This window comes from Nocardioides sp. Root140 (assembly GCF_001426745.1).
Lineage (GTDB): Bacteria > Actinomycetota > Actinomycetes > Propionibacteriales > Nocardioidaceae > Nocardioides.
In genome coordinates this window covers 1,421,836-1,438,907 of sequence record NZ_LMFI01000010.1, presented here as the reverse complement: position 1 = coordinate 1,438,907, position 17,072 = coordinate 1,421,836, and the positions used below count along the sequence as shown (strand labels likewise).

The 17,072-nt window shown below is 66.5% G+C and carries 22 protein-coding genes and 1 pseudogene; 14 read left to right on the top strand and 9 right to left on the bottom strand.

The features are described 5' to 3' along the window. The first annotated feature begins 4 nt into the window (after positions 1-4). Positions 5-793 carry a DUF3152 domain-containing protein gene (locus tag ASD30_RS17245; protein ID WP_056684085.1) on the top strand — a complete coding sequence of 263 codons (789 nt, stop codon included), beginning with the start codon at positions 5-7 and terminating at the stop codon, positions 791-793. A gap of 40 nt (positions 794-833) precedes the next feature. Here the strand turns inward: ASD30_RS17245 and ASD30_RS27595 are convergent, their stop codons facing one another. Beyond that, positions 834-1,019 carry a heavy-metal-associated domain-containing protein gene (locus tag ASD30_RS27595; protein ID WP_056684082.1) on the bottom strand — a complete coding sequence of 62 codons (186 nt, stop codon included), beginning with the start codon at positions 1,017-1,019 and terminating at the stop codon, positions 834-836. Between the two features lie 182 nt (positions 1,020-1,201). Then, positions 1,202-3,172, bottom strand: a complete 1,971-nt coding sequence (locus tag ASD30_RS17235) for a heavy metal translocating P-type ATPase (protein WP_235532612.1) — start codon at positions 3,170-3,172, stop codon at positions 1,202-1,204. Positions 3,173-3,489: 317 nt separating this feature from the next. Here ASD30_RS17235 and ASD30_RS17230 point away from each other — a divergent pair, with 317 nt between their 5' ends. The 7 genes from ASD30_RS17230 to ASD30_RS26690 all read left to right on the top strand — a co-directional run bounded on the left by ASD30_RS17230 (position 3,490) and on the right by ASD30_RS26690 (position 9,798). Next, positions 3,490-3,870: a metalloregulator ArsR/SmtB family transcription factor gene (locus ASD30_RS17230; RefSeq protein ID WP_082563900.1), complete on the top strand. Its 381-nt coding sequence runs from the start codon at positions 3,490-3,492 to the stop codon at positions 3,868-3,870. Continuing rightward, positions 3,867-4,595, top strand: a complete 729-nt coding sequence (locus tag ASD30_RS17225) for a cation diffusion facilitator family transporter (RefSeq protein ID WP_082563899.1) — start codon at positions 3,867-3,869, stop codon at positions 4,593-4,595. The genes ASD30_RS17230 and ASD30_RS17225 overlap by 4 nt, the downstream gene beginning before the upstream one ends. A gap of 189 nt (positions 4,596-4,784) precedes the next feature. Continuing rightward, positions 4,785-5,315 carry an NUDIX domain-containing protein gene (locus ASD30_RS17220; protein WP_056685201.1) on the top strand — a complete coding sequence of 177 codons (531 nt, stop codon included), beginning with the start codon at positions 4,785-4,787 and terminating at the stop codon, positions 5,313-5,315. A gap of 157 nt (positions 5,316-5,472) precedes the next feature. Beyond that, a complete protein-coding gene (locus ASD30_RS17215; RefSeq protein WP_056684073.1) occupies positions 5,473-7,404 on the top strand; it encodes a DUF262 domain-containing protein in 1,932 nt (643 codons plus the stop codon). Between the two features lie 57 nt (positions 7,405-7,461). After that, positions 7,462-8,265 carry a protein kinase domain-containing protein gene (locus ASD30_RS17210; RefSeq protein WP_056684070.1) on the top strand — a complete coding sequence of 268 codons (804 nt, stop codon included), beginning with the start codon at positions 7,462-7,464 and terminating at the stop codon, positions 8,263-8,265. Positions 8,266-8,801: 536 nt separating this feature from the next. Beyond that, a complete protein-coding gene (locus ASD30_RS17205; protein WP_200950097.1) occupies positions 8,802-9,302 on the top strand; it encodes a dihydrofolate reductase family protein in 501 nt (166 codons plus the stop codon). A 355-nt stretch (positions 9,303-9,657) separates the two neighbouring features. Beyond that, positions 9,658-9,798 carry a hypothetical protein gene (locus ASD30_RS26690; RefSeq protein ID WP_156388760.1) on the top strand — a complete coding sequence of 47 codons (141 nt, stop codon included), beginning with the start codon at positions 9,658-9,660 and terminating at the stop codon, positions 9,796-9,798. Positions 9,799-10,040: 242 nt separating this feature from the next. Here the strand turns inward: ASD30_RS26690 and ASD30_RS26940 are convergent, their stop codons facing one another. Further along, positions 10,041-10,520: a GNAT family N-acetyltransferase gene (locus ASD30_RS26940; protein WP_056684062.1), complete on the bottom strand. Its 480-nt coding sequence runs from the start codon at positions 10,518-10,520 to the stop codon at positions 10,041-10,043. Between the two features lie 144 nt (positions 10,521-10,664). Between ASD30_RS26940 and ASD30_RS26935 the strand changes: the two genes are divergently transcribed. The 4 genes and pseudogenes from ASD30_RS26935 to ASD30_RS17175 all read left to right on the top strand — a co-directional run bounded on the left by ASD30_RS26935 (position 10,665) and on the right by ASD30_RS17175 (position 12,082). After that, positions 10,665-11,015 (top strand): hypothetical protein, encoded by a 351-nt coding sequence (locus ASD30_RS26935; RefSeq protein ID WP_056684060.1) that lies wholly within the window; start codon positions 10,665-10,667, stop codon positions 11,013-11,015. Continuing rightward, positions 11,012-11,449: a MerR family transcriptional regulator gene (locus ASD30_RS17185; RefSeq protein ID WP_056684057.1), complete on the top strand. Its 438-nt coding sequence runs from the start codon at positions 11,012-11,014 to the stop codon at positions 11,447-11,449. The genes ASD30_RS26935 and ASD30_RS17185 overlap by 4 nt, the downstream gene beginning before the upstream one ends. Continuing rightward, a complete protein-coding gene (locus tag ASD30_RS17180; protein ID WP_056684054.1) occupies positions 11,446-11,733 on the top strand; it encodes a hypothetical protein in 288 nt (95 codons plus the stop codon). Before ASD30_RS17185 ends, ASD30_RS17180 begins: the two co-directional genes overlap by 4 nt. Before the next feature lie 13 nt (positions 11,734-11,746). After that, positions 11,747-12,082, top strand: a pseudogene (locus ASD30_RS17175) (YnfA family protein). A 331-nt stretch (positions 12,083-12,413) separates the two neighbouring features. Here the strand turns inward: ASD30_RS17175 and ASD30_RS17170 are convergent. Beyond that, positions 12,414-13,049 (bottom strand): TetR/AcrR family transcriptional regulator, encoded by a 636-nt coding sequence (locus ASD30_RS17170; protein ID WP_082563898.1) that lies wholly within the window; start codon positions 13,047-13,049, stop codon positions 12,414-12,416. A gap of 67 nt (positions 13,050-13,116) precedes the next feature. Here ASD30_RS17170 and ASD30_RS17165 point away from each other — a divergent pair, with 67 nt between their 5' ends. Next, complete coding sequence (locus tag ASD30_RS17165; protein ID WP_056684051.1) at positions 13,117-13,551, top strand: ester cyclase; 435 nt, start codon at positions 13,117-13,119, stop codon at positions 13,549-13,551. A 35-nt stretch (positions 13,552-13,586) separates the two neighbouring features. Here the strand turns inward: ASD30_RS17165 and ASD30_RS17160 are convergent, their stop codons facing one another. The 3 genes from ASD30_RS17160 to ASD30_RS17150 form a co-directional block, all read right to left on the bottom strand. After that, positions 13,587-14,012 carry a DUF309 domain-containing protein gene (locus tag ASD30_RS17160; RefSeq protein WP_056684048.1) on the bottom strand — a complete coding sequence of 142 codons (426 nt, stop codon included), beginning with the start codon at positions 14,010-14,012 and terminating at the stop codon, positions 13,587-13,589. 226 nt (positions 14,013-14,238) lie between these two features. Then, complete coding sequence (locus ASD30_RS17155; RefSeq protein ID WP_056684045.1) at positions 14,239-14,532, bottom strand: DUF1330 domain-containing protein; 294 nt, start codon at positions 14,530-14,532, stop codon at positions 14,239-14,241. A 58-nt stretch (positions 14,533-14,590) separates the two neighbouring features. Then, positions 14,591-14,866 carry a nicotinate-nucleotide diphosphorylase gene (locus tag ASD30_RS17150; RefSeq protein ID WP_056684042.1) on the bottom strand — a complete coding sequence of 92 codons (276 nt, stop codon included), beginning with the start codon at positions 14,864-14,866 and terminating at the stop codon, positions 14,591-14,593. A gap of 110 nt (positions 14,867-14,976) precedes the next feature. Between ASD30_RS17150 and ASD30_RS17145 the strand changes: the two genes are divergently transcribed. Then, positions 14,977-15,339: a MarR family winged helix-turn-helix transcriptional regulator gene (locus tag ASD30_RS17145; protein ID WP_056684039.1), complete on the top strand. Its 363-nt coding sequence runs from the start codon at positions 14,977-14,979 to the stop codon at positions 15,337-15,339. A gap of 71 nt (positions 15,340-15,410) precedes the next feature. On the opposite strand, the gene ASD30_RS17140 is transcribed toward ASD30_RS17145, so the two are convergent. Together ASD30_RS17140 and ASD30_RS17135 are read right to left on the bottom strand one after the other, a co-directional pair. After that, positions 15,411-16,421, bottom strand: coding sequence for a hypothetical protein (locus tag ASD30_RS17140; RefSeq protein ID WP_156388758.1), 1,011 nt, complete (start codon positions 16,419-16,421; stop codon positions 15,411-15,413). A gap of 9 nt (positions 16,422-16,430) precedes the next feature. After that, positions 16,431-17,030, bottom strand: coding sequence for a GNAT family N-acetyltransferase (locus ASD30_RS17135; RefSeq protein WP_056684033.1), 600 nt, complete (start codon positions 17,028-17,030; stop codon positions 16,431-16,433). Positions 17,031-17,072: the final 42 nt, after the last annotated feature.

Here is a 17,072-nt window from a genome sequence, read left to right as displayed (position 1 = left end):
TGCAATGACCGGAGCCCACCGCAGCGGCACCCACAGACACCGCGGGCGGCGAGCCGCACCCGGGCCGTGGAAGACATCGATCGGGTACGCCGTCCTGATGGTCGTGCTCCTCGGCACGGGCGTGTGGATGGGGGCTGGAGCGACACTCCAGCCCCGCACCCAGGGTGCCTCAGACGTGCCGACGCGGCAGGAGTCACCCCAGATCGCGGCACCGGGTCCGGGCGTGGTGAGGATGGCGCGCCCGATGCGCCTCGACCCGCTCGTGCCTGGGCGGGGCACCGGTCGCTTCAGCATCGCGGGATCCGCTGGGTCCAGCACTGGGCCGGACCCGCTGCGGTACTCGGTGGAGGTCGAAGGCGGCCTCGAGGTTGCACCCGCGGTGTTCGCCCAGACCGTCGAGGCCGTCCTCGCGGACTCCCGGGGCTGGCGAGGCATCGGCGACTACGAGTTCGAGCGGGTCGACGAGGGTGTCGAGGTGCGCATCCTGCTCGCGACCCCCGCCACCGTCGATGAGTTGTGTGCACCCCTGGAGACCAACGGGGAGGTCTCGTGTCGCAACCTCGACCGGGTCGTCATCAACGCCAAGCGCTGGTTCTTCGGCGCCGCACCTTTCAACAGGCCACTGGAGCAGTACCAGCAATACGTGATCAACCACGAAGTCGGCCATGCCTTGGGGTACCCCCACCAGGCCTGTCCCGAAGCGGGAGACCCGGCGCCTGTCATGCTCCAACAGACCCTGGGCCTGCAGGGCTGCACACCCAACCCGTGGCCGGTCGCGGGGCCTCCGCGATGACCGTCAGGGCGGCATGGAGGCCGGACACATAGGCGGAGCGCTATCCCATCTGATAGCCCGCCTCACGCACGGCAGCAGTGACCGCGTCACCGGAGACGGGTCCGCTCGACGAGATGACCGTGACACGTCTGTTGGCCAGGTCGACCGTGACGTCGCTGACTCCTTCGATCTGCTGGATCGCCCCGGTCACCGAGGTCACGCAGTGCCCGCAGGTCATGCCGGTCACCGTGAACTCAGTGGAAGTCTGCGGGGCTTGGGCGGAGGAGGGGGGCGTCGCGGTCGAAGATTCTGACTCGGTGGAACAAGAGCACGCGGTGCACATGGTGTTTCTCCTGGTGTGGCAGTGGTGGGTGGTCTCAGCGCTGGGTGGGAAGCCCAGTGGGTGTGCCGGGGCTGGTCGGAGTGTCATCAGTCGTGAATCGGCACGTCCCCCTTGTCTTGATGGGGAACGTCCAGGGGTGCGGCGGCGTCCGGGCTGAGGTCGAGCCGGCGCAACAGTTGTGCGTTGAGGGCGACCACCACAGTGGAGGCCGACATCAGGACCGCACCAACCGACATCGGCAACAAGAAGCCGAGGGGTGCCAGCACGCCAGCGGCCAGCGGGACCGCCACCAGGTTGTAGCCGGCTCCCCAGGCCAGGTTCTGCACGCTCTTGCGGTAGGTCGCCCGGGAGAGTTCCATCACCGAGATCACCGAGCGCGGGTCGTCGGAGGCGAGGATGAGACCTGCCGATCCGATGGCTACGTCGGTACCGGCGCCGATCGCGATGCCGACGTCGGCCTGAGCCAGGGCCGGTGCGTCGTTGACTCCGTCGCCGACCATCGCGACCCGGCGTCCTTCGGCCTGCAGGGAGGCAACCGTCGATGCCTTGTCCTCTGGCCGTACGCCGGCGTAGTAGCGGTCGATGCCGAGCTCGGCGGATACGGTCGCGGCGACAGCCTCGGCGTCGCCGGTGATCATGACGACCTCCACGCCACGCTCGTGCAGCGCTCGGACCGCGGCGTGGGACTCTGCCCGGATCTCATCATCCAAACGCAGTGCGCCGACAACGGTGCCGTCGAGGACGACGTGCAAGATGATTGCGCCCTCCTTGCGCCATTCATCGGAGATGGGCAACTCGCGGCCGGTCACTTGTTCGAGAAGTGCTGGGCCGCCGACTTGAACCGTCCGACCCTCCACAGTCGCGGAGACGCCGACCGCGGGGGAAGAGCTGAAGTCCCGTGCACGGAGCACGTCGACCGAACCGTCGACCGAGGCGCGGACGATCGCGCGGGCGAGCGGGTGTTCAGAGTCGGCCTCAGCGGCAGCCGCCAGGGCCAGCACCCGATCCCGGTCGAGGTCGGCATCGGCTGCGGGCTCAACGGCGACGAGGGTGGGCTCACCCTTGGTCAGGGTGCCGGTCTTGTCGAAGAGCACGGTGTCGACCCCACGCATGGCCTCCATCTCCAGGCGGTCCTTGACCAACACCCCGCCGCGCGCAGCCCGCTCGGTTGCGATCGAGATGACCAGTGGAATGGCCAGACCCAGTGCGTGGGGGCAGGCAATGACCAACACCGTGATGGTGCGGATGACACCTTCATCAGGCAACCCGATGGCAGCCCAGACGATGGCGGTGAGAACACCAGATCCCAGGGCGAACCAGAAGAGCCAGCCCGCCGCGACATCAGCCAAGCGCTGCGCCCGCGACCCGGAACCCTGTGCGTCCGCAACAAGCCTCTGAATACCCGCCAGAGCGGTCTCCTCACCGGTCGCAGTGACCTCCACGCGAAGGCCGGAGTCAGTGGCCACCGTCCCGGCCACCACGTGGTCCCCGCCCGCGCGACGCACCGCGCGTGACTCTCCCGTGATCATCGACTCATCCACCGAGGCAGACCCCTCGACGATACGACCATCAGCGGGCACACTCCCGCCCGGACGAACGATCACGACATCGCCGACAACCAGCTCACCCGGCGCAATCACAACGACCTCGTCGCCCTCGAGACGCTCGGCCTGATCGGGAAGAAGCGCCGCCAGCGAGTCCAACGCCGAGGTGGTCCGTGCCAGGGAACGCATTTCCACCCAGTGGCCCAACAACATGATGACCACCAGTAAGGCCAACTCCCACCAGAAGTCGAGGTGGTGCGCCAGCAGGCCCGTGGTGGCGCCCCACGACGCGAGGAACGCGACCGTGATGGCCAGCGCCACCAACAACATCATCCCGGGCTGACGGCCCCGGATCTCCTCCACAGCACCCATCAGGAACGGACGGCCGAACCAGAAGAAGAGAAGCGTCCCAAGTGCCGGGGAAACCCAGTCGACGCCGGGAACATCGGGAAGCTCATACCCGAGGAGATCGGCGAACATTCCCGACAAGAGCACCGTCGGCACCGCGACCACCAAGGAACCCCAGAACAACCGACGGAACATTGCCACATGGCCTCCGTCGCCACTGTGACCACCATGTCCACTGTGTCCCGCAGAAGCGTCGTGATGAACCGGGTGCTGGTGGTCGTGGTGGACATCTTGGTCAGCGTGGATCTCGCCAGGGCTGGGCATCGCGATTCCCTCCATCAATTGGCTCTCAAAGACTCACCTCACCATATACCCCCGGGGGGTATAGATCAATCTCGCGAACCCGCATCGCCCACGCCTCAGTCGATCGCCGTCATGGATACCCTGTGGCAGAACATGCCATATGGCGTTAATATCGTCACATGGCGATGATAGAGTCGATGACCGCGCAACCCTCCCAAGGGCTCGAGGAGACCACCGCAGCCCGCGCCGCGGCCTGCCTGTTCCGCGGCATGGGCGACCCGTCGCGAGTGGCGATCCTGCGTCACCTGCTGCTCGGTGAGCACAACGTGACCGAGCTGACCACCCACCTCGGACTGGCCCAGTCCACGGTCTCCAAACACCTCGCATGCCTGCGCGACTGCGGCCTGGTGGAGTCCCGTCCGGCCGGTCGTGCCTCGGTGTTCTCGCTGACCCATCCCGACCCGGTTCTGAGAGTGTTCGCCGCCGCCGAGGAGTTGCTCGCGGCCACCGGCGACGCAGTCGTGCTGTGCCCCACCTACGGCGAAGGAGTCGCACGATGAGCAGTCACGTCCACGTGGCGACGTACGTGGACGACCCCGACCGACGCCGGCAACTCGGTCGTCGGGCCCAACTCCTGGCGGCCGCCTCGGTCTCCTACAACGTGATTGAAGCGGTCATCGCCATCACCGCCGGCCTCGTGGCCGGGTCGATCGCCCTGGTCGGATTCGGGCTCGACTCCGTGGTCGAGGTCAGCAGTGGACTGATCATCCTGTGGCAGTTCCGCCACCCCCTGCCCGAGTCACGGGAGCGCCGCGCTCTTCGACTGATGGCACTCTCCTTCTTCGCGCTCGCCGCCTACGTGAGCGTCGAGTCCCTGCGTGCCCTGGTCGGTGGCCACGACCCCGACGCCTCGCCCGTCGGCATCGTGCTGGCCGCAGCATCGCTGGTGATCATGCCGTTCCTGTCCTGGGCACAACGGCGCACCGGCAAGAGCCTGGGATCGAACGCTGTGGTAGCCGACTCCACGCAGACCTTGCTGTGCACCTACCTCTCCGCGGTACTCCTGGTCGGCCTGATCCTCAACGCCACACTCGGCTGGTCCTGGGCCGACCCGATCGCAGGGCTGGTCATCGCCGCGGTCGCCGCGCGGGAAGGACTCGAGGCCTGGCGCGGCGAGGGCTGTGCCTGCGCGCCGACCCCACTACAGAACTCCAGCCCTGATGTCACCACAGGCGACACGTGTGCAGACAACTGCTGCGCACACGACGAGGGCTACCACAGATAGTCCGCGTGCACTTTGCCCGCAGTCCGGCCAAGGCCCTGATCCGCTAAAGTCGCCCGGCTGAGTCCCGTCAATCTTTCCTGCGTCTCGACAGATGTCGAGATGCAGCGAAGATTGACAAACCGTTGTCATTGTCAAGATCTACTCGCGCGGTAGACATTCGTTGGCTGGTGCACACTGGCTCATGTGGAGATGCTCAGCAGCAGGCAGGTGTACGCCGACGCGTGGCTGTCCGTGCGCCAAGACAGAGTTCGCCGTTTGGATGGCTCAAGTGGCGACTACAGCGTGGTCGAATCAGCCGACTGTTCGCTCGTGATCCCCCTCGACGGGGACCGGGTGCGCCTGGTTGAGCAGTACCGCTACCCGGTGGCTGGTCGCCGTTGGGAGTTCCCTTCGGGCAGCACCGACCAGTCCGACATCGACGCGAGCGCGGTCGCGGCACGCGAGTTGCGTGAGGAGACGGGGCTGATCGCCACCACTCTGCGCTCACTGGGCAGCCTCGACACGATGCCGAGCACCCTGAGCCAGCAGTGCAAAGTGTTCTTGGCGACAGGCCTCACGCAAGCGAGTCCTCAGCCGGAACCCGAGGAACAAGACATGCGGTCGGCCTGGTTCACCAGGTCCCAGGTCGAGCGCCTCATCACCGAGGGCACCATCTCCGATGCGAAGTCCATCGCCGCGTACGCACTACTGCTGCTGATCGAGTCCGCTTCTCCGGAATGACTGCCCGGCACGATCAGGTGACAACCGAGCGGCCTAGTCAGTTCACGGCGATCGCTGCGGTGTCGCGAGGCAGGCGCACCTTGAAGTGATTCTGAACTACTGACGCCTGCGATTGCGCAGTCTAAGGTCGAAGCAGCCCACCCCAGCGAGGAGCCGCATGCAAGCCGGAGACGTAAAGCTCGGGTCGATCTTCTTCGACAACCACCGCTATGAGATCCCGATGTTCCAGCGGCCCTACGTATGGGGCGAGGAGTACAACTGGACTCCACTGTGGGACGACATCGCAGCCGCTGCCGAAAGCGTGGTCGATGACATGGTCAGCGGAGAGTGGCCGGACGAGCCGCCAACTTACTTCCTCGGTGCCATCGTGGTGAAGGCGACTCCGAACCATCCGCAGCGACTCGGCGGGTCGATTCTTGTTGATGGACAGCAGAGGCTGACCACGTTGCAGGTGATGTTGGCGGCGGCGCGCTCCATCGCTGTCGAGCTCGGAGCCGAGAGCGCGGCGGGCCGGTTTGAGGAGTGGGTTGAGAACAGCGCGAAGGCGGTCCACGAGAAGTGGCCCGACGATAAGTACAAGCTGTGGCCGCTGCCTCAGGATCGGCCGCAGTACTTGTGGGCGGTGCGGCACCCAGACGATGAGTCACCATGTCCGGACGCTGCCCACCGGATCTCGGAGGCTCGGCTGTGGTTCGAAAATGCGATTCGGGAGTGGGCGACGTGCGATGGCGACCCGAGTGACCGGCTGGACGCACTGCACAGTGCCTTGGAGAATCGCATCGCCCTGGTTCGCATCACCTTGGAGAAGACGGACAACGCTCAGGTCATCTTCGAGGCCCTCAACCACCGTGGTGTCGAGCTCTCACAATCCGACCTGATCAAGAATCTGCTCTTCCGCATGGTCGAGGACCAGGGCCAGCGACACCTCTCCGAGTCGTTGCTCGTTGACCACTGGTTGCCACTCGACGGCCGCAGATGGCGTGCGGAGACGATCACCGGTCGTATCAAGCGCAGCCTGCTTGATCAGGTGGCGGCCTACTGGCTCACAGCTCGACGACTCGAAGTCGTCTCGGTCGAGCGACTCTTCGACGAGTTCAAAGCGTGGTTCCTCGAGGGTGGCCTGAACGCGGGCAACGTCATCAAGGAGATCCGCCGGTATGCCGACCTGTACGACGCTCTCGTCAACGATCCGCCCGATGAGCCCACGGCAACGCTCGTGGATCTCGTCATCGCGACCAAGACCAACACCGCGTGGCCCCTTATCCTCGGCATCTACGCTGACGACCGTGTCTCCCAGGCGCAACGCCAGAAGGCCTCCGAGGCTCTGACTTCGTACCTCACCCGTCGGATGTTGTGCGGTCTGACGACGAAGGACTACAACCGCATCTTCGTTGCTGTACTCAAGAGTGCGAGCCAACGTGCCGCCGAGGATGGATTGGCTGGTGACGAGATTGAAGAGCAACTGGCTCACTTGGCCGGCGAGTCTCGCAACTGGCCCGACGACGGTGAGTTTGTGGCTTGCATCTTCGGATCCAACTTCTATGCTCTGAGCAGGCCGCGCCAGCGGGCCTTCTTTGCCGGCATTGAGAACCACCTCCGCGACAACAAGGCCGAGGACGCCACTCCAATCCGAGCCCGGTGGGAGTACCTCAACATCGAGCACGTCATGCCGCAGAAGTGGCGAGAGCACTGGCCATTGCCGGACCCGGACGACGGGGACGATGCCGCGAAGCGAGAGCAGGCAATTAACACCGTCGGCAATCTCACGCTCACCAATGGGCGCCTCAACTCTCAGATGCGCAACGAGGCCTGGCCGACCAAGAAGCCGGCACTCCAGCAGAAGAGCACCATGCTCATCACCACCGCCTCGATCCTGTCTGCCCCAACGGGCGTCGACAGAGACGACGCAGCAGTCTGGGCTGCCGAGTGGACCGAAGACCGCATCGCCAGGCGCAGCGTGTACCTGACACAGATGGCGCTCAAGGTTTGGCCGCGGCCCGACATCGAGGTCACCGAAGAAGAAACCGACGAGCCCGACGAGTTGGACGACCCTGACGGCGGAGACGCCAACGACGAAGAGCAGGAGTAACCGGGTACTCCCACTGCCCGGTGCCGACTGGACATCATCATTGAAAGGACGCCGAGCATGCGACGACTCCCCGTAGGCACCGTTATCGAGAACCAAGTCAGTGGCACCGCCTACCGAATCCAGGCCTTCCTGGGGGAGGGTGGGTTCGGCGCTGCCTACGGCGCCTTCCACATCGACGACGACGGTGACGAGTATGGCGAACCGGTGTGCCTGAAGTTCACCTCGGACGCCCGCGTTTGGCACGGCGAAGCCTTCTTCGCGGGCCTGTTACACGACCACACGAACGTCGTCCGTCAGCGAGACGCCTTCCCCACGATGGTGGTTGACGGGCGCGGCACGAGGATGGTCTTCGCGATCGAGATGGACTACATGGATACCGGCACGGTCAGGGACGCCTGCTACGACGGTCGCCTGCCCTGGCCAGAGGACCGCGTGGTCAGAAAAATTCGGGGCTTGCTGCAACCGCTGTCGCTGCTCCACAACATGGGGACCTCACATCGAGACATCACGCCGGGCAACGTCTACGTCGCAAACCGGGCCGTGCTCAAGCTGGGCGACTTCGGCATCACCAAGACTGGCTTCAAGAAGCTGGGAGTCCGCGCCGATGCCATGGCGCCCTACTACGCGCCAGCCGACATCGGCGCCTTCTGGCGCCCCGCCGACGACATCTACCAGGTCGGCCTGCTGATGATCACGCTCCTATCCGGCGAGGAGACTGGCAACTCCGTCCGAAAGGTCGAGGTCAACCCCCTCACGAGCCGCGACTACGGTCTGCGCGAAGCCATCAAGAAGGCTATCTCCGTAAAGTCCCAGCGCCCGCAGACCGCCGCAGAGTTGGCCGACCTCCTACCGAGACGCTGAGGGCACATCACTCTGCTGGACTCCACTTGAGTGGCACCCTGTCTCCTCGCGGCCACCAAGGAACTGAAGTCAGGGCTCGGGATCCAGTCGCCCGTTCTCTAGGCCAGCTCCCAGATTGGGGAGGTCGGCATTACACCCATTGACTGGGATCGAGCTCCGCGCGACACCTCACCTTCGGACACCCGTACTTTGACGACGTCGTCCGTTCGCCCCAGTTTTGTCAAAGATCCCCGCGAGAGGTTCGTCAATGGTTACTGCATCTCGACATGACGTTGTTGTCGAGATGAGCGATCTTTGACGGGCTGTCGTCGTAGTCAAACAATTGACGTCATGTCGCACTGAGGGCCTGTGAGGACGCGAGAAACCGGCTCCCGATTGGCTCGCGTCTCGTGGTGCCTGGGGTTCTTGATCATTGCCGTCGAACCGCGCGCTCATGCCGAGGACAGCGCGGCGGGTCGACCCACCATCTCCGACGGGCGATGAGTTTGCGGAGTGGTTCGGGTCGGACCCTGTAGCCGTCCCGGAAGGAGCCCCCCATGCGCGTCTTGGTCGTCAACCACGTCACCCTCGACGGGGTCCTGCAGGGGCCGGGCCGCCCCGACGAGGACACTCGCGACGGCTTCCGGCACGGGGGGTGGGCGCAGCAGGCGGCGAACGCCCCGGAGATAACCACCGCACTCAGTGAGCGGATGGGAAATAGGTTCTCCTGGCTGTTCGGCCGGCGCAGTTACGAGGACATGCTCGGCCACTGGAACGAGGTCGGCGGCCCGTTCAAGGACGGCCTGAACCAAACGACGAAGTACGTCGCCTCCTCCAGTCCTGACATCAACCTGCCTTGGCCGAACTCCATCCTGCTGAGCGGCGACGTCCCTGCCGCGGTCAGCGCCCTGCGCGAGCAGCCCGGCGGCAACCTCGTGATCATGGGTAGCGGTCAGCTCATCCGTTCCTTGGTCCCCCACGCGCTGGTCGACGAGCTGTTCCTGATGATCCACCCGGTCGTGCTTGGCTCTGGCCGGCGCCTGTTCGGTCCGACGTAGGGCCGGATTGCGCTAACGCTCGTCGACAGTGCCACCACGTCCACCGGCGTGATCATGGCGACCTACCGCCCTTGACTGTCTCAACTCCCGAGCGCGGAGGTCACGAACGCCGGCACCGCGTTGACCCCATCCCACGGGCGAGGCCAACTGATGGCAGGCGCCGCCGTCCGAACATGGTGCTCGTCGAATCCGACGTCAGCACGCTCTCTCTATGCCGCTGATCGGGCGCTTCCCCTGGGCGCGCCTCTTGATCAGCGCCGCCGAACCGCGCGCTCATGCCGAGAGTCGGGCTCGGTGCGTGCTCGCCGAGCCGTGCAAGACGCTAGAGTCGAACGCGCTGAAGGCAGGAGGAAGCATGGAAGACGACAAGCCACCATCGCCCGGATATCTGTGGCGACCCGGCTCCTCGCCTCAGGACAACCCACTCCACATCGTTGTTGCCATCGTCATCGGTCTCGTGCTCGTGGGCGTAGTCGTCCTCGCAATGCTCACCTGACGCGCTGCTCCGAGTACCTAGCGCGGGCGTGTGCAGACTCCTCCCCGACCTTGCTGCGATCAGTACGGCGCCGTAGCGTCCGCTCGTGCCGCAGACAGTACGGCGGCATAGTGTCCGCTACTGCCGCATTGCGCGCACTCTGCTCTCGGCGTAGCCGAGCCCTGGTCTGTCAAAGTTGCCCGCCTGAGACCCGTCAATCTCCGCTGCGTCTCGACAGCCCAACAACAACACACTGCCGCGGGTCACTCCACGAGCTGCATCTCCTCGACCCGCAGCTCCGACCCTTCCCGAAGTGGCTCCCGCACGCCGGTCGGCTGGAAGCCGTGGGCGACATACAGCCGGCGTGCGGCCTGGTTGTCCTCGGTCACCTGCAGCCGTACGCCGAGGTCGCGGTCGCGGCACCAGTTCACCAGGTCGGCGAGGAGCCCGCCGCCGCACCCACGGCCGCGGGCCTCGGGCGCCGTCCACATGCCCCAGATTTCGGCAACGGCGCTGTCCGGGGGCGTGAACACACCACCCATCGCGACCGCTCGGCCGTCCTCCAGCACCACCAGGACCAGTGCAGAGCCCTCGGCCCGCTGCCGCCAGACGTTCTCCGTGAACGCCCGCGCCTCGGCGAGCGTCGTTCTGAAGGCGTCGGGAGAGTCGGCCAGCGCCCGCACACTGACGTCGCGGAGCAGCGACCAGTCAGCAGCGGTGATGCTGCGCACATCGAGGTTCACGGCACCGAGGTTGCCAGCAAACCGCGTCGTATTGCCACCAGATTTCAACGCGGCTCCTGGCCAATGAGCGCTCGCCTCAAGGCGGGCAGTTGCTGGCACCGCAGGCTTGCATCCCGTACCTGGGTCCGGGTTTATCGTCGGGGCATGACGACGAATCTCATCCACGACGACTGGGTCCCTGAGGCCTGCACCCTCCCAACCGTCGAGCAGCCCGTGCGCCGGAGCGAGTTCGACGACCTGTTCGCCAGAGATGTCCTCGCGGTCTTCCGGGAGTCGCCGAACCGGATCCGACTCGAGTTGCGCTCGGACCCGGCGACTGCAGCGCGGGCCGCAGACCTGGCCGCGAAGGAGGCAGGCTGCTGCTCGTTCTTCTCCTTCCAGCTCGTCATCGCCGAAGGCCAGGTGTCGCTGGCCATCGAGACGACACCGGCGCATCAGCCCGTGCTTGAAGCGTTCGGCGCCCGCGCCGAGTCCCGAGCAGGAGCAGCCTCGTGAGCACCGGCCTGCGGGCCGGGCAGGTGGCTGACGCGGCGGGTGTGAACGTGGAGACGCTGCGCTACTACGAGCGACGCGGGATCATCCCAGAACCCGACCGCAGCTTGGGCGGTCACCGTCTCTACTCGGATGCCACCGTGACGACTCTGCGGGTCATCAAGGCGGCGCAGCGGTTAGGGTTCACGCTCGCTGAGGTGACCGAACTCCTCGAAGCAGGCCGCCACCACCACGGCACTGCTGGAGGCCTGCAGTCCCGCACCGACGCCAAGCTCGCTGAAGTCGACCAGAAGATCGCCGACCTGCAAGTGATTCGGACCAGTCTGATCGCTGCGCGTGACGCCGGCTGCGACGACCTGATCCATTGCGCCGAGTCGGACTGCTGCCCGATCCCCTTCGTCCAGATCGTAACCGTGCCTGAGGCGAGCAAGCCGTGAAGGTCTCCCTCAAGGACCGTCACCTCTACGGCGCCGGGGCGGCAGCCTGCACAGTCTGTTGCGCCGCGCCGATCCTTACCCTGCTTGGGATCGCCGGTGCCGCAGCCACGGTCGCGACCTTCGTCTTCGCCGGCACCGTGTTCGCCCTGGTCGTCGCAATCGGGTCCGTGCTCGCGGTGTGGAGCAGGCGGCACCAGGAGCCTCGACCGTCCGACAGTGTCCATCCCAGACCCGTGCACCTCGAGCTCGCCACCACCAGGACCGAACCGCCCGGCGCGGACTGACATGATCGCCGCCATGGACGTCATGCGCTCGCTCTCACTGTTCGTCGCTGCCGCGGTCGCCGAGATCGGCGGGGCATAGCTGGTCTGGCAGGGCGTCCGTGAGCACCGTGGCATGGTCTGGATCGGCGCCGGGATCATCGCGCTCGGGCTTTACGGCTTCGTCGCCACACTCCAACCCGACGCCAACTTCGGCCGTATTCTCGCCGCCTACGGCGGTGTATTCGTCGCCGGTTCGCTTGCCTGGGGCATGGCGCTGGACGGATTCAAACCCGACCGATGGGACATCGCCGGAGCACTGGTTTGCCTCGTCGGCGTCGCGATCATCATGTACGCACCGCGAGACGCCTGACACCGCCACCGCCAACACATGAGCCCACCGGCGCCGCCGAACGCTACTTTGATGAGGACACGAAAGAGACCCCGATCCGTCAATGTTGCCGGCTGAACCTACGTCGCCATGGACAATCTTTTGACGTCGTGACGTGCTGGGTCGGTGGCGTGACGTGAGCCGCGCGTCCCCGAGCGGACATCACGGACCAGGCAGGGTGGGCATCACGAGAGTCCGATGATTCTGCTGGCGTGTGCCTCGCCTCATCCTGCTGAACGGCACGCCGGGCATCGGAGAGTCGCCGCTGGCGAGCCGGTCATCGCGGGAGCTCAGTCCGGCACGAGTGGTCGGCTCAGCCGAACAACGCGATGAGCTGTCCGGCGAGCCAGGCTTCGTACTCGGCCGGCGACCAGCCCCGGCGGCGTACCAGCCGGTCGTAGCAGTCCGGGGAGTTCAAGGTCCACACCGCGTCGATCAATCGGTGGAGGCCGTGTTCATCCGGGGACTGTTCCGGGAGGCCGATCCGGTCGCGCATTCCAGTGATCGCGTGGGTGGTGCCGACGTACCGTTCCTGCTCGATGGTCGCCATGAACTCGAGCAGTGTGGCATCCGTGCCGTGTGCCAACAGTGCCCCGAGCAGCGGTCCCGCCCGGCCCGAGAGCACCCGAATCCACGCTGCGTACGCGCGCGCGAACGCAGGCCGGTCGACAGAGTCGAACATCGCCCGGAACTCCGGCCGATCGCTCATCGGCACCTCAGCGTCGTCGCCGGCCATCATCTGGTCGTAGACCGCCTTCACCACGGCCGCCTTGTTGCCGACAGAGTTGTAGACCGTCTGCGGGCTCACGCCTGCGGCCGCCGCCAGCGAGGTCACGGTCATGCTGGCGTACCCGTCGTGGAGGAGCAGGTCACGTGCGGTCTCCACGAGCGACGTCCGGGTCCGCTGCGCTCCCTGGACACGGGTGGGGCTGTCGTAGGCCCTTGCCATCTGTCGCTCCAGTTCACTAGATTGCAATTCCAATGGAATGTCATTCCAATGTTCAAGGAGTCTAGCCATGAATCTGAATCCGGCGCAGGCGGCGGCGCTGCGCGTCTTCGACGCCATCAACTCCGGTGATCTCGACTGCCTCGACGAGCTGGTCACCGACGACTTCGTCGACCACGGCTCCCCGTTCCCCCTCCCGCCCGGCCCGATCGGTTACCGGCAGATCCTCACCTTCGTCACCCAGGTTCTTCGGATCCGATACGACGTGGAGGACGTGTTCTCGACCCAGGACCGGGTCGTGGTTCGAGCGACGGCACGCGGCGCCGGAGTGGAGGCGGTGCACGGACCGGGTGTGGAGGGCCGTGGCTACTCGATGACCACCGTGCACATCTATCGCACCGAGGGCGATCGGCTCGCCGAGCACTGGGGCGTGCGCGACGAGTACGGAGCGCGCGTCCAGCTCGGCACGATTGCCGCGCCGGACCCGGCAGCGCTGAGCCGGTGACCCGAGCCGACGGCCACCTGAGGAGCAGGTCGATGTCAATCGGTCCCGGCCATGCGGCGGATCCGCGTCCGGAACTCCGTCAGGTCCAGCCCGTACGTCGGACCGCCGGCGGCGGCGTAGCGCTCAAGCCGGCCGTTGCCGCGTTCGAGCAGCCGCCCGGCGCCGGTGGCGTTGCCGCGGAGGGCGTGGGTCAGCCCCACGCACAGCTGGGCCAGTCCCTGCCAGAGGTCGTGCTCGGCGTCAGGGGCGTCCTTCCAGCGGGCCTCGAAGACCTCGTGGGCCGAGAACGGCCGGCCCTGGTCCAGCAGCTCGATGGCGAATCGCACTGTCTGCAGGGGCGGTAGGGGATCTTCGGAGACCGGCTCGACGCCCTCAGCGCCGTACGGCAGCGGTCGGCCGAGCTCGTCGCGCGGCCTGGCCTGGCGTGGCCGGCCCTCCTCGTCGCGATCCCTGGTCACCATGGGGCCACCCTGTCGCCCCGCACGAGCACAGGCAAGCCGGAGGACGGCGACATGCTGGCAGGACGACACCAACTGGGGGATCCGCAGCGAGATCAGGAGTCCTGGGTGGCGAGGGAGTGGACGCCGCCGCAGGACTCGGCAAGTTCTGTTCCGAACAACTCTGCGGGGGTGTGCGCGCCGGGTACGCCCTGGCCGACGGCCAGCCGCGACGCGGCCCGCGGGCCGGTCAGTCGATGCCCTCGACGATACGGAAGTCGCGCTCGACGCTGTCGGACAGGGCGCCCAGCGCCTCCTGGTAGGCCACGCTCTCGTACGTCGCGACGGCCTGCTCGAAGCTGTCGAACTCGACCAGAACGACGCGCTGCGTGGTCCCGGACTCGTGGGCGACGACTCGACCGTCACGGGACAGGGTGCGCCCGCCCCCAGCCTGGACGGCCGTTCGGGCCAGCTCGTTGTAGGCGGTCAGCCTGTCCGGGTCGGAAATGGTGCGGTAGACGCTGACCCAGTAGCCCTTGGCCATGGAAACCTCCTGTGATCGGCCGGACACGTCCGGCTTCGAACTGACAGCCAGGGCGCGTTCACGCATGAGGTGCCGTCGGCGTCAACAACAGACTGAGGTCGAAGGCCGGCGCGCTGTGGGTGATGGCGCCGACGGATATCGCGTCGACCCCGGTCTCCGCGACGGCCCTCACCGTGTCCAGCGTGATGGATCCAGACGCCTCGAGTCGGGGCCCATCCGGCCCGCGCATGGTCACGATGTCCCGCATGTCTTCGAGGGACATGTTGTCCAGCATGATCCACTCGACTCCCGCGCGGAGCGCCTCGATGGCCTGGGCCTTCGACTCGACCTCCACCTCGACGGCGACGCCCCGCGCGTCAAGCCGTTAATCGTGGCGCTTCCACTGCGATCGGATCGGCCCTCTACGGGCTGGCCACCAGGGCTGTGAGACGCCAGCCGCGCGGCATGAGCATCACGTCCGCCGCCACCCTGGCCACCCTGCACAGGTCCGGTCCGCGGCGGATCACCGATCTGGCCGTGATCGAGGGGGTCACCCAGCCAGCAATGACCGTCCTGGTCCGGGTGCTGGAGGAGTCCGGACTGGTCGAGAGGACGGGCGACGCGTCCGACAAGCGGGTCACGCTGGTGTGCCTGACCGAGGCCGGCGCGTCGTACGTCGAGACGCGGCGCCAGGCTGGCGTCGATGCGTTCGCGCGGCTGATCGACGAACTCGCCGAGGACGAAATCGAGGCCCTGGTGGCGGCGCTTCCGGCGCTGGTGCACCTGGCAGAGCTCGAGAACGAGGACCGGGAAGGGCCGAAGCGGTGACGAGGCGCACCCTGGAGCGCTCCGAGGCGCCCGGTCACCCCAAGGACGCGTCCGACGAGGGCAACTCGCGCTCAGCGTTGCTCCCAGATCTCGTTGATCTCGACGAGGTCCTCTGCCTCGACGCCGTCCACCCGGCCCAGGTTGCGGGCCACGTGGTCCATGGAATCCCTGGGATCCCACCCCGCCAAGGGGATCCCGTCGCGGACCACGATCGTGGCGGAGCCGTCGTCGCTGAGGAACACGAGGCGGTACTTGAGGGCGACTGGCTCGGAGAAGTCGTCCACCTGGTTGCGTGGGTGGCCCTCCAGCATCTCCCCGTCCTGCCCCGGCGTGCAGGTCCATCCGCTCGGGCAGACCTTGGCGCGCTCGGCGTCCGGCACGTAGTAGCCGGTGATCGTGATGCCGTCCTCTAGCTCGACGGTGGCGCCGATGCTGCCTTCGCCGTACTCACCGGCGTCGACCTCAAATGCAGCCATCCTGTGCTGGGTCTGGTGCACCGTGGTCAGGTGGTGGGCGATCGTCTGGGGCGTCCGTTCGGTGGGCTCCTCGGCCCAGCCCGGCACGTCGACCTCGGTCAGCTCCGTGGTCGTGGTGGTGCCGAACCGTTCGTCAGTGACGATCGCGACCATGTCGTCGACGTCCACACCGAGGTCGAGGTCTCGCGGGTCGGCGGTGATGGAGTCGCCGGCATAGTAGGCGACGTTGACGCCTTCATCGGATGCGAAGGTGACGATGACGAGGCCGGGGTCCTCCTCCGGTTCCTCGTCCTCCCAATAGAGCTGTACGTCGCCGGCGTCAGTGCTGATGGTCGTGCAGGTTCCGCGGTCGTCGCAGGGCTCGTCCCCTGATCCGGGGTCCTCCTTCACGCCGACGCCCAGCCGCTGGTGGCCGTTGTCGAACTCGATCGATGCCCCGATGTCACCGTCCTCGGTCGACCCTTCCACAAGTGTTGGCTCGATGCCGGTGTGCTCGAGGGCCACGGCCGCCAGGGCCTCGGGGGTCGCCGTCACCTGGTCGTCGTCGTCGCATCCGCCCATCAACACGAGCGCCGCCATCGTCATCCCCGCCATGACCCGATTCATGGGCCGACCTTAGCTGCGGGGCGTGCTGGCCAGTTCTCGCCGCACAACTCGCCGCCGGAGGGTGGGCGTGGCCACCACCTCGTAGCCGGCTTCCACGAAGACCTGCACCAGCCCGACCGACGCCTCGTCCCAGATCACCGATTTACCGGGCGGTGGTTCGATCGGGTAGCCCTCCAGGACACGGGCGCCGACCTGCTCGCCGTACTCGACGGTGGCGTGGGCGAGCTCATAGGTCAGCCCCGACTTGCGGAAGCCCTTGCGTACGACGAAACAAGTGACGGACCAGACGCCCTCGAGCTCGGGATCCATCCGCATCCATGCCTGCTTGCGGCTCCACAGCCTGGGGTAGTTCTCCCGCGGTTCGACGGCGACCCAGCCGGCCGCCTCGCCGTCGACGTACCCGATCAGCCCGGACGTCGGCCGGGTGGTTCCGCAGGCGGTCTGCTCCAGCAGGGCCGCGTCCCTCTGATCCTGCGTGGTGTCGCGCCAGATCCAACCGGGCACCTTCATCGCCTGGCAACGACATTTGCCGGCGCCTCCCGTGGCGAACAGCGCTTCGACGTCCTCGGTCGTCGCTTGGTTTGCCGGGAGCCAGGTGAAGTCGGGCATCTGGCTACAGTCACGTGGCAGGGCGACCGAGCGCAAGACTCT

What these genes read in the sequence shown, in the direction of transcription:
- ASD30_RS17140 (WP_156388758.1), bottom strand. Translation starts at nt 16,421, where the DNA reads ATGAATCGGGTCATGGCGGGGATGACGATGGCGGCGCTCGTGTTGATG.
- ASD30_RS17230 (WP_082563900.1), top strand. Translation starts at nt 3,490, where the DNA reads ATGGCGATGATAGAGTCGATGACCGCGCAACCCTCCCAAGGGCTCGAG.
- ASD30_RS26690 (WP_156388760.1), top strand. Translation starts at nt 9,658, where the DNA reads ATGGAAGACGACAAGCCACCATCGCCCGGATATCTGTGGCGACCCGGC.
- ASD30_RS26935 (WP_056684060.1), top strand. Translation starts at nt 10,665, where the DNA reads ATGACGACGAATCTCATCCACGACGACTGGGTCCCTGAGGCCTGCACC.
- ASD30_RS17145 (WP_056684039.1), top strand. Translation starts at nt 14,977, where the DNA reads ATGAGCATCACGTCCGCCGCCACCCTGGCCACCCTGCACAGGTCCGGT.
- ASD30_RS17210 (WP_056684070.1), top strand. Translation starts at nt 7,462, where the DNA reads ATGCGACGACTCCCCGTAGGCACCGTTATCGAGAACCAAGTCAGTGGC.
- ASD30_RS17170 (WP_082563898.1), bottom strand. Translation starts at nt 13,049, where the DNA reads ATGGCAAGGGCCTACGACAGCCCCACCCGTGTCCAGGGAGCGCAGCGG.
- ASD30_RS17165 (WP_056684051.1), top strand. Translation starts at nt 13,117, where the DNA reads ATGAATCTGAATCCGGCGCAGGCGGCGGCGCTGCGCGTCTTCGACGCC.
- ASD30_RS17155 (WP_056684045.1), bottom strand. Translation starts at nt 14,532, where the DNA reads ATGGCCAAGGGCTACTGGGTCAGCGTCTACCGCACCATTTCCGACCCG.
- ASD30_RS17220 (WP_056685201.1), top strand. Translation starts at nt 4,785, where the DNA reads ATGCTCAGCAGCAGGCAGGTGTACGCCGACGCGTGGCTGTCCGTGCGC.
- ASD30_RS17135 (WP_056684033.1), bottom strand. Translation starts at nt 17,030, where the DNA reads ATGCCCGACTTCACCTGGCTCCCGGCAAACCAAGCGACGACCGAGGAC.
- ASD30_RS17245 (WP_056684085.1), top strand. Translation starts at nt 5, where the DNA reads ATGACCGGAGCCCACCGCAGCGGCACCCACAGACACCGCGGGCGGCGA.
- ASD30_RS17160 (WP_056684048.1), bottom strand. Translation starts at nt 14,012, where the DNA reads ATGGTGACCAGGGATCGCGACGAGGAGGGCCGGCCACGCCAGGCCAGG.
- ASD30_RS17225 (WP_082563899.1), top strand. Translation starts at nt 3,867, where the DNA reads ATGAGCAGTCACGTCCACGTGGCGACGTACGTGGACGACCCCGACCGA.
- ASD30_RS17215 (WP_056684073.1), top strand. Translation starts at nt 5,473, where the DNA reads ATGCAAGCCGGAGACGTAAAGCTCGGGTCGATCTTCTTCGACAACCAC.
- ASD30_RS17205 (WP_200950097.1), top strand. Translation starts at nt 8,802, where the DNA reads ATGCGCGTCTTGGTCGTCAACCACGTCACCCTCGACGGGGTCCTGCAG.